General features: G+C 62.9%; 12 protein-coding genes. 4 read left to right on the plus strand and 8 right to left on the minus strand.

All coding sequences use genetic code 11. The features are described from left to right. Positions 1 to 226: 226 nt before the first annotated feature. The 3 genes from glpK to QEH68_RS11545 all read right to left on the minus strand — a co-directional run bounded on the left by glpK (position 227) and on the right by QEH68_RS11545 (position 4,526). Positions 227 to 1,741 (minus strand): glycerol kinase GlpK, encoded by a 1,515-nt coding sequence (glpK, locus tag QEH68_RS11535; protein WP_207593650.1) that lies wholly within the window; start codon positions 1,739 to 1,741, stop codon positions 227 to 229. An 81-nt stretch (positions 1,742 to 1,822) separates the two neighbouring features. Further along, positions 1,823 to 2,575 (minus strand): MIP/aquaporin family protein, encoded by a 753-nt coding sequence (locus QEH68_RS11540; protein ID WP_207593651.1) that lies wholly within the window; start codon positions 2,573 to 2,575, stop codon positions 1,823 to 1,825. Between the two features lie 169 nt (positions 2,576 to 2,744). Beyond that, the gene (locus QEH68_RS11545; protein WP_280622917.1) at positions 2,745 to 4,526 is read right to left on the minus strand and encodes a glycerol-3-phosphate dehydrogenase/oxidase; all 1,782 of its coding nucleotides are present in this window, start codon (positions 4,524 to 4,526) and stop codon (positions 2,745 to 2,747) included. 122 nt (positions 4,527 to 4,648) lie between these two features. Between QEH68_RS11545 and QEH68_RS11550 the strand changes: the two genes are divergently transcribed. From QEH68_RS11550 to QEH68_RS11565, 4 genes are read left to right on the plus strand one after another with little or no spacing between them, the layout of a single operon-like run. After that, on the plus strand, positions 4,649 to 5,611 hold the full coding sequence (locus QEH68_RS11550) for a sugar-binding domain-containing protein (protein ID WP_207593653.1): 963 nt from the start codon (positions 4,649 to 4,651) through the stop codon (positions 5,609 to 5,611). Between the two features lie 34 nt (positions 5,612 to 5,645). Further along, positions 5,646 to 6,527 carry an aldo/keto reductase gene (locus QEH68_RS11555; protein ID WP_207593654.1) on the plus strand — a complete coding sequence of 294 codons (882 nt, stop codon included), beginning with the start codon at positions 5,646 to 5,648 and terminating at the stop codon, positions 6,525 to 6,527. Positions 6,528 to 6,537: 10 nt separating this feature from the next. Then, on the plus strand, positions 6,538 to 7,482 hold the full coding sequence (locus QEH68_RS11560) for an alpha/beta hydrolase (RefSeq protein ID WP_280622918.1): 945 nt from the start codon (positions 6,538 to 6,540) through the stop codon (positions 7,480 to 7,482). Further along, complete coding sequence (locus tag QEH68_RS11565; RefSeq protein WP_280622919.1) at positions 7,479 to 8,561, plus strand: glycosyltransferase family 1 protein; 1,083 nt, start codon at positions 7,479 to 7,481, stop codon at positions 8,559 to 8,561. The genes QEH68_RS11560 and QEH68_RS11565 overlap by 4 nt, the downstream gene beginning before the upstream one ends. A gap of 7 nt (positions 8,562 to 8,568) precedes the next feature. Here the strand turns inward: QEH68_RS11565 and QEH68_RS11570 are convergent, their stop codons facing one another. From QEH68_RS11570 to gmk, 5 genes are all read right to left on the minus strand, one after another. Then, positions 8,569 to 10,668: a primosomal protein N' gene (locus QEH68_RS11570; protein ID WP_280622920.1), complete on the minus strand. Its 2,100-nt coding sequence runs from the start codon at positions 10,666 to 10,668 to the stop codon at positions 8,569 to 8,571. Positions 10,669 to 10,831: 163 nt separating this feature from the next. Continuing rightward, positions 10,832 to 12,061: a methionine adenosyltransferase gene (gene metK, locus QEH68_RS11575; protein ID WP_089595220.1), complete on the minus strand. Its 1,230-nt coding sequence runs from the start codon at positions 12,059 to 12,061 to the stop codon at positions 10,832 to 10,834. Between the two features lie 76 nt (positions 12,062 to 12,137). Then, on the minus strand, positions 12,138 to 13,388 hold the full coding sequence (gene coaBC, locus QEH68_RS11580; RefSeq protein ID WP_280622921.1) for a bifunctional phosphopantothenoylcysteine decarboxylase/phosphopantothenate--cysteine ligase CoaBC: 1,251 nt from the start codon (positions 13,386 to 13,388) through the stop codon (positions 12,138 to 12,140). A 28-nt stretch (positions 13,389 to 13,416) separates the two neighbouring features. Next, positions 13,417 to 13,677 (minus strand): DNA-directed RNA polymerase subunit omega, encoded by a 261-nt coding sequence (gene rpoZ / locus QEH68_RS11585; protein ID WP_017197559.1) that lies wholly within the window; start codon positions 13,675 to 13,677, stop codon positions 13,417 to 13,419. A 39-nt stretch (positions 13,678 to 13,716) separates the two neighbouring features. Beyond that, positions 13,717 to 14,289 carry a guanylate kinase gene (gmk, locus tag QEH68_RS11590; RefSeq protein WP_207593659.1) on the minus strand — a complete coding sequence of 191 codons (573 nt, stop codon included), beginning with the start codon at positions 14,287 to 14,289 and terminating at the stop codon, positions 13,717 to 13,719. Positions 14,290 to 14,293 lie beyond the last annotated feature (4 nt).

Here is a 14,293-nt window from a genome sequence, read left to right on the forward strand (position 1 = left end):
ACACAAAAGCCCCTCAACAATGGAGGGGCGGCCGCACGGCTGATAAAAGCCGGGCGGCTAGCTAAGCAGAAGGATCTCACGCATACAAATACCTTACCCCACCAAACCCGTGGGCCGGGTGCAAGACGTCCGTACGCCCAAGAGGTTCCGGGGACTCCGCGCCATGGTGTGGCGGGCACCGCGAAGCGGGCGGGCGGGAGTCCCCGGAACCTCTGTCGAGGTCAGACTACTTAACGTCCTCGTCGACCCAGTCCATTGATTTGGTCACTGCCTTCTTCCAGAGCCGCAGCTGACGCTCCTGCTCTTCTGCCGGCAGCTGCGGTTCCCAGCGCTTGTCTTCGTTCCAGTTGGCGCTGAGCTCACCCAGGTCCTTCCAGAATCCGACGGCGAGACCCGCCGCGTAGGCAGCGCCGAGGGCCGTGGTTTCCACCACCTTGGGACGGACCACCGGTACGCCCAGGATGTCTGCCTGGAACTGCATGAGTGCCTCGTTGGCGACCATGCCGCCGTCGACCTTCAACTCGGTGAGCGGAACACCCGAGTCCGCGTTGACGGCGTCCAGCACCTCGCGGGTCTGGAAGGCAGTTGCTTCCAGCGCGGCGCGGGCAATGTGGCCCTTGTTGGCGAAACGGGTCAGGCCGACGATGGCGCCGCGGGCGTCCGCGCGCCAGTACGGCGCGAAGAGGCCGGAGAAGGCGGGGACGATGTACACGCCACCGTTGTCCTTGACACCCGCAGCCAAGTCCTCAACTTCCGGAGCGGAGCTGATCATGCCCAGGTTGTCGCGGAGCCACTGGATCAAGGAACCGGTGACCGCGATGGAACCTTCCAGGGCGTAGTGCGGCTTGGCGTCGCCCAGCTTGTATCCCAACGTGGTGAGGAGGCCGTTCTTGGAGTGAACGATTTCCTCGCCAGTGTTGAAGATCAGGAAGCAGCCTGTGCCGTAGGTGTTCTTCGCTTCGCCGGCCTGGAAGGCTGCCTGGCCGAAGGTGGCCGCCTGCTGGTCGCCCAGGATGCCTGCTACCGGAGTTTCCCGAAGGAGCTGGGAGGTGTGGACCTGGCCGTAGACCTCGGAGGAGGACTTGATGGCCGGCATCATGGAGGCCGGAACGCCAAAGACGTCCAGGATTTCCTGGTCCCATTGGAGCGTCTCGAGGTCCATGAAGAGGGTGCGGGATGCGTTGGTGACATCGGTGACATGGACGCCGCCGTCCACACCTCCGGTCAGGTTCCACAGAACCCAGGCGTCGGTGTTGCCGAACAGGAGGTCGCCGGCCTCCGCACGTTCGCGGGCACCGTCGACGTTGTCCAGGATCCACTTGATCTTGGTGCCGGAGAAGTAGGTGGCCAGTGGCAGGCCCACCTTTTGCTTGAAGCGTTCGAGCCCGCCGTCCTGGGCCAACTGGTCCACGATCGGCTGGGTGCGGGTGTCCTGCCAGACGATGGCGTTATAGACAGCCTCACCGGTGTTCTTGTCCCAGACAACCGCAGTTTCACGCTGGTTGGTGATTCCGACGGCGGCGATGTCGTGCCGCGTCAGGTTCGCCTTGGACAGGGCGGAGGCAATAACTTCCCGGGTGTTGTTCCAGATTTCGGCGGGGTTGTGCTCAACCCAGCCAGCCTGCGGGAAGATCTGCTCGTGTTCCATCTGGCCGGTGGAGACGATGTTGCCGGAGTGGTCGAACACGATGGCGCGGGAGCTGGTGGTGCCCTGATCAATGGCGATGACGTATTGATTCATGGTGACGTCCTTGTCTTAGTGATGGTCGTTGCTGGTTACTCAGTGGTGATTGAGGGTGTGTGCGGTTCGGTACGGGCAGGATCAGCCGGCGACCGCAGGCATGATGTCGGGAACCCACAGAGCTACGACGCCCGCAAGTGCGCCGCCAACCAGCGGTCCAACAATGGGGATCCAGGAGTAGGCCCAGTCGCTGCTGCCCTTGCCCTTGATGGGAAGGAGGGCGTGCGCGATGCGGGGGCCGAGGTCACGTGCAGGGTTGATGGCGTAACCGGTGGGGCCACCGAGGGAAACGCCGATACCGACAACGAGCAGTGCCACGGCCAGCGGGCCGAGTCCTGAGGGGGTACCGCCGAAGGTCAGGATGACGAAGACCAGGACGAAAGTGCCGATGATCTCTGTGACGAGGTTCCACGGGGTGGAACGGATGGCGGGACCGGTGGAGAAAGTACCCAGCTTGTTGGCTGCCAGGGGTTCTTCATCGAAGTGCTGCTTGTATGCGAGCCAGCAGACAACCGCACCCAGGAAGGCACCCAGCAGTTCAGCGCCGAAGTACGTCAGGGTGGACGCGAAGGTGACGGCTACGTCCGGGGCATACTCTGCCTTGCCGTTGACCAGCAGGCCCAACGTCACGGCCGGGTTCAGGTGCGCACCGGACTTTGCAGCCACGAAAACGCCCGCGAAGACCGCAATACCCCAGCCCCACGTCACCATCAAGAATCCAGCGTTGTTGCCCTTGGTGCCTTTGAGCGCAACGTTTGCCACGACGCCGCAACCCAACAGGGTCAGCATCATGGTTCCGAATACTTCGGAAAGGAAAACAATTCCAAGAGACATCTTTGACTCCTCATTTTTCTGTTATCAGCCCCCTCGCGGGTGAAGAGGCCGTTTGGGACGGTTCCGCTCTCCGGAACCGTCCCGGTGTGGTGGTCCCCTGTCGGGCCCACCTACCCCATTCCGCCCCTGCCGCACGTTGGGACGGTCAAGCTGTTTCCGCTGCTTGGGCTCAGGCTACGAGACTGTGCACGTCAACCTTGTGGAACCGCTGCAGTACTTCCTGGGCGTGGCGGATTTCTGCTTCACGGGCGGCAGCATCCCAGCCGAGCGGTTCGGCCAAGGCGGCGGCAATTTCGTTCAGCAGCTCACCGGTGACCAAGCCACGGAACGCCAGGGACGTCCTGCGGATAAGGACGTCCACCAAGTGCCCGATCTGCTCATGCTCGGCCATGAACTCCAACTCACGGACGCTGAGTTCACGCGTTGACCTCAATGGCTGGTCATGGCCTGCGTTGAGGTACGCGATGACCGCGTCAGCCCGCGTACCGTAGCGGGTCAGCAGCCCGGCAACCCGGTCAGCGTCCAGGCCCGGACCCATGTGCTTCTTGATCCATTCCTGTTCGCCCTGTTCAGTGGCAGGGAAGCCGGCGCCGCCGCCGATGGCGAGTTTCGCCGTCGAGACTTTGCGTTCCATGCCGAGTTCACGCAGGACGTCGTTGGTCATGTGCTCGGCCAGGGCGCGGAACGTTGTCCACTTGCCGCCTACCAAGCTGAGTACGACGGCGGCCTTACCGCCTGGCGTGGCTACCGCACCATCGCCGGTGCGGACGCTGCGCTCGATCCGGTAGTCCCTGGAAACGAAGCCGGGCTGGGTTTCGTCGTGGCGGGGCAACGGACGGACGCCGGCGAAGCTGTAGACAATCTGGTCCCGCTCCACCTTGATGGTGGGGAACACGTGTCCTACCAGGTCGAAGAAGTAGTCGATCTCTTCTTCGGTGCACACGGCGTCTTCGGACATGTCCGCGTCGACGTCGGTGGTGCCCACCAGGACGCGGTCGCCCATCGGGTAGATGAGGACGATGCGGCCGTCGGTGTGTTCGAAGAAGATCTCCCTGCCGTTGCAGGCGGCAAGAAGTTCCGGGTGGTCAAGGACAATGTGGGAGCCCTTGGTTCCGCCCATGAACTTGCTGACGGCACCCATGGCCTGGTTGGTGAGATCCACCCAGGCGCCTGTGGTGTTGACGATCACGTCTGCCTGGAATTCAAATTCCTTGCCGGTCAGTTCATCGCGGAGGAGAACCCCGTCCGCGCCCATGGAAACGAGTGACACATAGTTGCTGGCGCGGGCGCTTCCACCGGGAAGTCCGCCGCCCAGGCCTGCCTTCTCGCCATCCTGAAGGACATCGAGGGTCAGGCGTTCGGGGTTGTGGACCGAGGCATCAAAGTAGGTTGCCGCGTACTTGATCCCCGAGTGCAGCTTGGGAAGCTCGGCCAGGGCCCGGGTCCTTCCACGGAACTGGTGGCGGGGCACACTTCCTCCGTCACGGGAGAAGAAGTCATACATGCTCAGGCCAACCTTGATGAGGAATGCGCCGCGTTCCTTGGGCTTGCCCTGCTTGTGGGTGAGGAAACGCATGGGTGCGGAAAGGATTCCGGAGAAGGTGCTGAAGATGGGGATGGTGGTCTGGAGCGGCTTGACGTAGTGCGGTGCAATGCGCAGGAGCCGGTTGCGCTCCACCACGGATTCCTGGACCAGGCGGAACTCGCCATTTTCGAGATAGCGGATGCCACCGTGGATCATGTGCGAGGAAGCACCACTGGCACCTTGGCAGTAGTCGCCGCGTTCAACAAGCGCCACATCCACACCTTGCAGGGCCAGGTCGCGGAACGTTCCTACACCGTTGATGCCGCCGCCAATGATAAGTACCTTGGCCGAGGGCCGCTCCTGCAGCGCAACGACGGAGTCGCGCTCTGTGTGCCGTGAGGTACCGGAAATCCTGTTGTGTCCCAAAACTGCTCCCTTGGGCTTGGTTCGTGCGCCGCGCCACTCGCTGCTGCACCGTTCACCACTAATCTTGCGAAGGTGGAAAATGGAGTCAAGCTATTTGCACAAACGTGCAGGAAGGAAATGAGATGGCACGATCACGTCACTCGGATGCGCTCCGGGCTGCACAGATGTATTACCTTCAGGACCTGACCATGGACGCCATCGCCCGGGAGCTGAGAACGTCCCGGTCCACGGTGTCCCGGCTGCTGTCCTCGGCACGCGAAACCGGCCTTGTGCAGGTACAGATCAGGAGCCCTTTTGACACCGGACCCGAACTGGAGAGCCAGATCCGCAACCAATATGGAGTGGACGTCCATGTGGTTCCTGTGTTGGACACGCTCAACGAAGCAGAGACCCTGGACCGCGTTGCCATGCAGGCCGCGCGAACAATAGGCCCCTTGGTGGACTCGAACGCCATCATCGGCGTGGCCTGGGGCGCGACGCTGAGTGCGGTCAGCCGGCATCTCACGCGGAAGGTGACGCACGACAGCATCGTGGTCCAGCTCAACGGTGCTGGAAACATGCAAACCACCGGCATTACCTACGCCAGCGACATCATGCGCCGCTTCGGCAGCGCCTACGGTGCACGCGTTGAGCAGTTCCCTGTTCCGGCATTCTTTGATCATGCATCCACCAAGACGGCCATGTGGAATGAGCGCAGCGTTCAACGCATTCTTGATCTGCAGGCCCGCATGAGCATCGCTATTTTCGGCGTGGGTTCGGTGGATTCGGACTATCCCAGCCACGTCTATGCCGGCGGTTACCTCGATGAACGCGACCTCACCATGCTGGCCGCCGATGACGTGGTGGGCGACGTCGCCACCGTATTTTTCCGCAGCGATGGATCGTCGGACGGCATCACCCTCAACGAACGGTCCACGGGCCCCAGCCATGAGCAATTGCGGCAAGTCAGGCGCCGCATTTGCGTGGTGTCCGGTGCCTCCAAGATCAATGGACTCCAGGGAGCACTGGCCGCCGGGCTGGCCACGGACCTCATTTTGGACGAAGCCTCGGCCCGGCGACTTGTCAGTTTCAATGGCCACTCCTGAAGCATTCGTGCAAGGAATGGGTAGAGTCTTTGCTATGAGATTCCCGTCCCGGCAGACATTGAACAACGGCGTACAGATGGACAGCCTGGGATACGGACTCTATAAAGTGCCCCCGAAGGACGCCGAAGCCCTGGTAGCCACAGCCCTGGGTGAGGGGTATCGGCGCTTCGATACGGCCGCGATGTACGGCAACGAGGTCGGCGTCGGACGAGCCATCGGCGGCGCAGTCGGAGATGCCGCGGAAGCCAACAGGGGAACGGGCGGTTCCGGAGAATCCGTTCACACCCTTGCACGGGAGGACCTCTTCGTCACCACCAAGGTCTGGAACGATGACCACGGCTACGACGCCACCCTTCGCGCCTTCGACACGTCCATCTCAAACCTTGGGCTCGACTACGTGGATCTTTACCTCATTCACTGGCCCTGTCCCCGACGTGGACTGTTGGTGGAGACGTGGAAAGCCATGGAGACCTTGTACAGGGAAGGCAAAATCCGGGCCATTGGTGTTTCCAACTTCCAACCCGGCCACCTGGACGATTTGATGCAGAAGGCCGAAGTAGTCCCGGCCGTCAACCAAATCGAGCTGCACCCCTGGTTGCAGCAGACCAGGTTGCGCACCTTGCACGAACAACTCGGTATACGCACTGAGGCGTGGAGCCCACTGGGCAGAGGGCAGGTACTGGCGGATCCGGCCATCATCCGCCTGGCGGAGAAGTACGGCAGGACTCCTGCGCAGGTTGTTCTCCGCTGGCATCTCCAACTGGGGAACCTGGTCATCCCGAAAGCAAGCTCTGCAGGCCGTATCAAAGAGAACTTCGCCGTTTTTGATTTCGAACTCGACGCCACGGACATGGACGGCATCGCAGGGCTTGAGCGGCACCATCGAACCGGATCGCATCCGGACAATGTGAATTAGGAACAGCTGCATGGAAAAAGTGGACACCGCCAACTCCCCCGAAGGAACACAGGCCCCTGGCACATTCTTCAGCGAAGCCCTTCCAGGGCGGACTGTAGCTTCGGACATTGATGTTGACGGCAGCAACGTGGCGTATTGGACGTACGAACCGGTCACCGTCACCCCCAAAACCCGTACCATCCTGGTGATCCACGGATTCCGGGGAGATCACCACGGGTTGCTCCGGGTGGCCGACCAGCTCCCGGAAATGCGGATCATCATGCCGGACCTGCCGGCCTTCGGAAGCTCCGATCCGTTCGTTGATGATGAGCACACTGTTGAACGCTACGGTCAGTTCATTTCCAGCTTCATGTCAGCGCTCGGCCTCGGGCCAAAGACCGTGTTGCTGGGCCACTCCTTCGGCTCGATCGTCGCCAGCCACTTCGCAGCGACGCACCCACACGCCATCTACCCGCTGATCCTGATCAACCCCATTGCCGCGCCCGCGCTGGAGGGTCCAAAGGGCATCATGACCAAGCTCGCTGTGCTGTACTACCAGGTGTCGGCCAGGCTTCCGCGCCCCCTGGGACTCGCAATCCTTCGCAACCGGGCGATCGTGCGCATCATGAGCATCACCATGGCCAAAACCAAGGACAAAGCCCTGCGCCGTTTCATCCACGGCCAGCACGACGCCTACTTCAGCGCCTTCGCCGACAGGAAGAGCCTGCTGGAATCCTTCAAGGCCTCCGTCTCAGGACACGTGGCCGAGGTTGCCGAACAACTCACCCTCCCGGTGCTCCTTGTGGCCGGTGAAAAAGATGAGATCGCCACCCTTCCCAACCAGTACAAACTCATGGAGCGCCTTCCGGACGCGAGGCTGGAAGTCATTCCCGGCGTCGGGCACTTAATCCACTATGAGACGCCGGTCCCGGCGGCAGAAGCCATCCGCACCTTCCTGGAGGAACATCCCGCGTGAAAATTGTCATCGACGCCCGCTTTACCAGGACGGACCACCACGATGGCATCAGCCGCTACGGTTCAAGCCTCATAGCCGCAACATCCAAAATCGCCGACGTCACCATGCTGATCAGCGATAAGCGCCAACTTGCCCTGCTGCCGGACGTCCCCTACGTGCTCGTCAACAGCCCGTTGTCACCCGTCGAACTCTTCGTAGCCCGCAAGGTCAATCCCCTCAACGCCGATGTGGTGGTGTGCCCCATGCAGACCATGGGCACCTTCGGCCGCCGGTACGGCCTGGTGCTCACACTCCACGACCTCATTTACTACCAGCACCCGACACCCCCTGGCTTCCTGCCCGCACCCGTGCGTTTGCTGTGGAGGCTGTACCACAAGGCCTACTGGCCGCAGCGTCTCCTGCTGAACCGAGCGGATATCGTGGCCACCATCAGCCGAACCACTGAAGCGTTGATGGCCAAATACAAACTGACCAAACGGCCCGTCCGGATAGTCGGCAATGCCCCTCAGCCGGGTCAGTCGCCGCGCGATCCTGGCTCCGGCGCAGATAAAACCCTTCTCTACATGGGTTCGTTCATGCCGTACAAGAACGTAGAGACGATGATTCGGGGAATGGCCGGATTGCACGATTACACCCTGCACTTGCTCAGCCGCATCACCCCGCAACGTCAGTCTGAACTTGAGGCTATGGTTCCCACCGGAGCCAAGGTCCGGTTCCACAACGGCGTCACCGACGCCCAGTACGACGAACTGCTGCTGAGGGCAACTGCCCTGGTCAGTCTCTCCCGCGCTGAGGGGTATGGCTTGCCGTTGGTGGAAGCCATGGCACTGGGAACCCCTGTCATTGCCAGCGACATTCCGATCTTCCGTGAAGTGGGCGGAGACGCTGTCAGCTATGTGGACCCCGGATCACCTACGGAGTTCGCCGGCGCTGTGGCTGAGCTCGGTGACGACGCTCTCTGGCAGCAGCGCTCCCGCCAGTCCGTTAAGCGGGCATCCGAATTCACCTGGGACGAGTCGGCGCGGCAACTGCTTGCTGCAGCCGAGGAAGTCGTGGCACTGCGCAAACGCCGGGCCTAGGGATCCCCTAGAGGACGTCCACGCCGTCCAGGCGAAGTTGTACCGGACCCGACGTGCGCTTGGCGGCGCTGGCGGCCTTCACAGCCCGCAGGGCACGCGTGGCTTCCGCAGCGTCGCCGTACGGCAGGAAATACAACGTCCGGACGTCCTCATCTGCCTCGCTGGAGGCACCCTGCGAGGCCCCTGGGTAAAGCTGAACCGGCGCAGGACCGGCCTTCCGGAGCTTGTTGCCCGACGGCAACGTCGCGGTAGCTTCAAAAGCATCCGCGAAATGCCCGACGTCGGCCCTGGTCCCGGTAATTGACGCCACCCGCACCGCTGGGGGCAAATGGAGTTCCTTCCTCAGCGCCAGTTCCCGTGATGCGAAGCCCGGCGCGTCCCAGCGCAGCAGCGCACCCGTGACGACGGTATCGTCAGCCGTGATCACCACGAGGCCCCCCTCGTGGGCAGGTTTGACCAGGGCAGCGGCATTGAACCAACGCCTGACAGTGTCCTCCCCCGCCCGGAGGTTTTCCCTCCGGAGCAGCGAGTTGCCGTCCAACAGCAGAGCGGCAGCATAGCCCCCTGGAGCCACCGGCTCGGCTCCCACGGTTGCCACCACAAGGGCAGCAGTATCGGGAACTGTTGCCTTGATGTGTTCACCGGAGGAAGTCACCACAGCCTTGCCAGGGAACGCACGGCCCAATTCCTCTGCGGTGCGCATGACGCCGACTGCGCCACGACGCAGCCGGGTTCCGCGGCAGTGGGTGCATCTCCACTGGGGCGCCGGTGTGGAGCACCACCTGCACGCAGGTATGGCGGAGCCGCTGGAAACCGCCAGCGGCCCCTGGCAGGCGTTGCAGCGGGCCAGTTCCCGGCACGTCTCGCAGACCAGCGACGGCGCATATCCGGCGCGTGCCACCTGGACCAGGACAGGCCCGCGCTCCAAGCCTTCCTTGGCCGCACGCCACGCCGAGCCCGGCAAACGGGCGATCCGTGCCAGGGGATCCCGTTCCTGCTCGAAACTGTCGGCGGTGTTCAAGACCCGCGGAACAGTCGAACGCACCACGTTTCGTGGCGCTTCAATGGCTACGGCCCACTGCATCTCGACCAGACGCTGGAGTTCGGTGCTGCGGCTGTGGGAAGCCATGAGGCACGCGGCGTTCTCCTGCTCGGCACGCAGCAGCAAAACTTCCCGGGAGTGCGCGTACGGTGCCCGTTGCTCAATGTGGAGATCGTCACCGTCATCCCAGCACACCACCAGGCCAAGGTCGCGTACAGGCGCATAGGCAGCCGAACGTGTGCCGATGGCTACCCCGGCGGATCCATTCAGCAGCCGAAGGAAGTTCCGGTAACGGGGCGTCTGCCCGTCGTCCGCGGTGAGCCGTGCGACGTCGGACTTCGGCAGGACCCTCTCCAGGGCGGCTCCCAGTTGCTCCAAGTCCCGGTAGTCAGGCACGACCACCACGGCGCCCCGTCCCGAGGACCGCACCGCAGCTACAGCGGAAGCAACAAGTGCGGGCCACCCGTACGCACCGAAACCCTGAAGCGCCGTGAGGACAGCCTTCGGCGAGCCGCCACTGGCGAGGTGCTGCAAATAGGGGGCCCCGTTGGAGTACGAAGCCCATGCGTGGGCATCACTGTCCGGCGCCGGATCCACCACGGCCTCATCTGAATCTCCGGACAGCAACTCCTTCTCCACCTTGGCGATACGGGGAGGAACAGCAGTCCGAAGGACATCGCTCAGTGTTCCGGCGTACCTGGCAGCAACCCTGGCCGCGAGCTCTGCAATGGCCGGGGTAAGGACAGCTACCGGCGAGACGACTTTGTGCAGGGCCGTCAACGGGTGAGCCGCGTCGGAGGTCGCGCGCCGCTCTGTGATGTAGCCGTTCAGTTCCTGGCCGTTGAACTTGACCTTGACCCTGACCCCGGGGGCAGCCGCTTCGGCCAGCACAGCTGGAACACTGTAATCGAAGGGCCGGTCCAGGTGGGGCAGGGATGACTCCAGAACCACGCGGGCAACGGGGTCCGTTTCTGCCAGGGGCGGGCCGTTGACGGGCAGGCGGTCCGGGAAACCTTGCAGCAGCGAGGGTTGAAGCAGGGACGGCTGGGCCTCGGGTCCTGCCATGCACTTCACCTCCAACTCATCAAGCGGAAAACCGCTGCGCGTCACCAACGCAGATGCCCGCAGCAGGATGGAACCCGCTGCGGGCATCTCACTGGCACCAGCCAATCACGGGCCACCGACAAAGTAGTAACCCCGGATGGCACCGGCAAAATCGACAAAGCGATCAGGCGTTGAAATATTCCTTCAGGTCAGCAACCCGGTCCAGACGCTCCCAGGTGAAATCGGGCTCGTCGCGGCCAAAGTGTCCGTGGGCTGCCGTCTTGGCGTAGATGGGCCGCTTGAGGTCCAGGGCATCGATGATGGCGCGCGGACGCAGGTCGAAGAGTTCGTCGATGGCCTCGCTGATGCGGGCCGGGTCCACGGTCTCCGTGCCGAACGTCTCAACGTACGTCCCGACCGGGCGGGCCTGGCCAATCGCGTAGGCAATCTGGATTTCGGCACGCTTGGCCAGTCCGGCGGCCACCACGTTCTTGGCAACCCACCGCATGGCGTAGGCAGCCGAACGGTCAACCTTGGACGGATCCTTGCCTGAGAAGGCGCCGCCGCCATGCCGGGAGAACCCGCCATAAGTGTCGACGATGATCTTGCGCCCCGTGAGGCCTGCATCGCCTACCGGACCGCCGATGACGAAGGCACCGGCCGGGTTCAGAATATTGGCCGTGCGCGAGAGGTCCAGGCTTGACGCCGCGAGGACGGGGTCGATGACGTAACTGGCGAGATCGGCCCGAAGCTGCTCAAGGCCAGCTTCCTCGGCGTGCTGGCTGGAGATCACCACGGTTTCAACGGAAACCGGGCGGTCGCCGTCGTACCCTACGGTAACCTGCGTCTTGCCGTCCGGCCGGAGGTAAGCCAATTCGCCGTTCTTGCGCACTTCGGTGAGCCGTTCGGACAAGCGGTGGGCAAGCCAGATGGGCGTGGGCATGTAGGAGGCTGTTTCATCACTGGCGTAGCCGAACATGATGCCTTGGTCGCCTGCACCCTGGAGATCGTAGTCATCCTCCTGGCGGCCTTCGCGGGCCTCGAGGGAGTTGAACACCCCGCCTGCGATGTCGTTGGACTGCTGGCCGATGGACACCGAAACACCACAACGGGCACCGTCGAAGCCGTTGGCTGAAGAGTCATATCCGATGCCGAGGATAGTCTCACGGACTATCTGCGGGATCTCTACGTAAGCGTCGGTAGTGACCTCACCAGCCACGTGCACCAGGCCGGTGGTGGCCATGGTTTCAACGGCCACGCGGGACTCAGGATCAGCGGCCAGCAGCGCGTCAAGGATGGCATCGCTGATCTGGTCGCAGATTTTGTCCGGGTGCCCTTCGGTGACCGACTCGGAAGTGAAGAGCCGGAGCTTGGACGGGGTGCCATGGTGTTCATGGTGCAGCGGTAAAGTCACTCGACCACCTTACTGGGTTGCGGGACGGCGGCATCTGCCGTGTGTCCCTTTGCTAAGAATTCGGGTGTGGGCTCAGTTACAACGCCGGGAAGACCCGTGTGAGCTCGGCGCCCACCCGATCAACCACTGCAGCGGCGACATCGGCCTTGGAACCGGCGGCCGACTGCGGGTCGGCTCCGTGACCGGAGAGGATCACCACGGAATTGTCATCCTGGCCGAACACGCGCCCAATGCCCACCTGGTTAACTACCAGGAGGTCGCAGCCCTTGCGCTTGAGCTTGGCCGTTGCGTGTTCCAGGACGTCTCCCTGGGCGTCGCCTGTTTCGGCCGCGAAACCGACAATCAGTTGCCGGCCACCCTCGGCGTTGCGGCGTTCCACGAGCTCATGCAGGATGTCAGGATTCCGGATCAACCGCACCACGGGCGCATCCTCGCCGTCGACCTTTTTGATTTTGGTGTCCGAGACCTCGGCCGGACGGAAATCCGCCACGGCGGCGGCCATGATGACGACGTCGGAATCCACTGCCGCCTTCAGCGCGGCCTCGCGCAGTTCCAACGCCGACTCAACACGGACAAGCTCGACGCCGGCGGGCGGTTCGACGTCCATATGTGCGGCAAGGAAGCGAACAGTTGCCCCGCCAGCCAAGGCTGCGGCGGCCAGGGCGGCACCCTGCTTGCCGGACGAGCGGTTGCCCAGGAAGCGGACCGGGTCCAGCGCCTCCCTGGTGCCACCGGCTGAGATCGTTACGATCCGGCCTGCCAACGGCTGCTCCGCGGCGGGTGAAGCCTTGGCGCCATCCGCCACCTCAGTCAAAGCCATCGCAGCCGTGAAGATTGCTTCCGGCTCCGGCAGGCGGCCAGGGCCCGAGTCGGACCCGGTGAGGCGACCGGAGGCTGGCTCGAGTACTGTCACACCGCGGCTGCGCAACGTCTCCACGTTCGCCTGGGTTGCGGCGTGCTGCCACATCTCAGTGTGCATGGCCGGAGCAAAGAGCACTGGACCGTGGGCCATGAGCAGCGTATTGGTAAGGAGGTCGCCCGCTTGTCCTGTTGCAGCCTTGGCCAGGAGGTCCGCCGTGGCGGGTGCAACCACAATCAGGTCGGCTTCATGGCCCAGGCGCACATGGTTGACCTTCTCGACGTCGTCAAAGACGCTGTTGCTCACAGGGTTGCCCGAGAGGGCCTCCCACGTCGCGACTCCAACAAACCGTGTGGCCGCTTCCGTGGGGATGACCGTGACCTTGTGGCCGGCTTCAGTAAAAAGCCGGAGGAGCGATGCAACCTTGTAGGCTGCAATCCCTCCCCCGACTCCGAGGACTATGCGCACGTGACCTCCGTCAACAGGCAGTCTGTACTTATTCTGCAGGCTCGATCGGCGTGGAAACCAAAAGGCCTTCGTTGATCTCGCGCAGGGCGATGGACAGCGACTTCTCGTTCAGCTTGGTGTCAACCAGCGGGCCGACGTACTCAAACAGGCCCTCGTGGAGCTGGGCGTAGTAGGCGTTGATCTGGCGGGCACGCTTGGCGCCGAAGATGACCAGGCCGTACTTGGAATCAGCAGCCTCAAGCAGCGAATCGATCGGCGGGTTGATGATGCCTTCAAGGTTCGTGGACACGAATTCTCCAAATTTTAGCGGGCCAACAAATGCAAGCGCTTAGCGCTGGTGCGGGGTAAGCCCCATGAGTGAAACAAGCTCGTCCGCTGCCCGGCGAACGTCGTCATTGATGACGGTGTGGTCAAACTCCGGTTCAGCAGCAAGTTCCAGTTTAGCGGTTTCCAGCCTGCGCTGCTGTTCCTCGGGAGTTTCCGTGCCGCGGCCCACCAGGCGGCGGACCATTTCGTCCCACGTCGGCGGTGCCAGGAACACAAAATTCGCGTCCGGAACAGCCTTCTTGACTTGGCGTGCGCCCTGGAGGTCAATCTCCAGGAGGACGGACTTTCCTTCGGCGATGGCGGCGTTGACAGTACTGCGGAGCGTCCCGTAGCGGTTCTGTCCATGCACCACAGCCCACTCCAGCAATTCACCATCCGCCACCAGGGAGTCGAACTCCTCGGCAGACTTGAAGAAGTAGTGAACGCCATCCTGCTCACCCGGACGGGCGGCCCGGGTGGTTGCCGAGACTGAGAGCCAGACCTCTGGATAGTTGTCCCTGATGTAGGTGGATACGGTTCCCTTGCCAACGGCAGTGGGGCCTGCAAGGACAGTCAGTCCGGGTTTCTTGCTCACGGAT

Source organism: Paenarthrobacter sp. OM7 (assembly GCF_029873575.1).
In the GTDB taxonomy this organism is placed as follows: domain Bacteria; phylum Actinomycetota; class Actinomycetes; order Actinomycetales; family Micrococcaceae; genus Arthrobacter.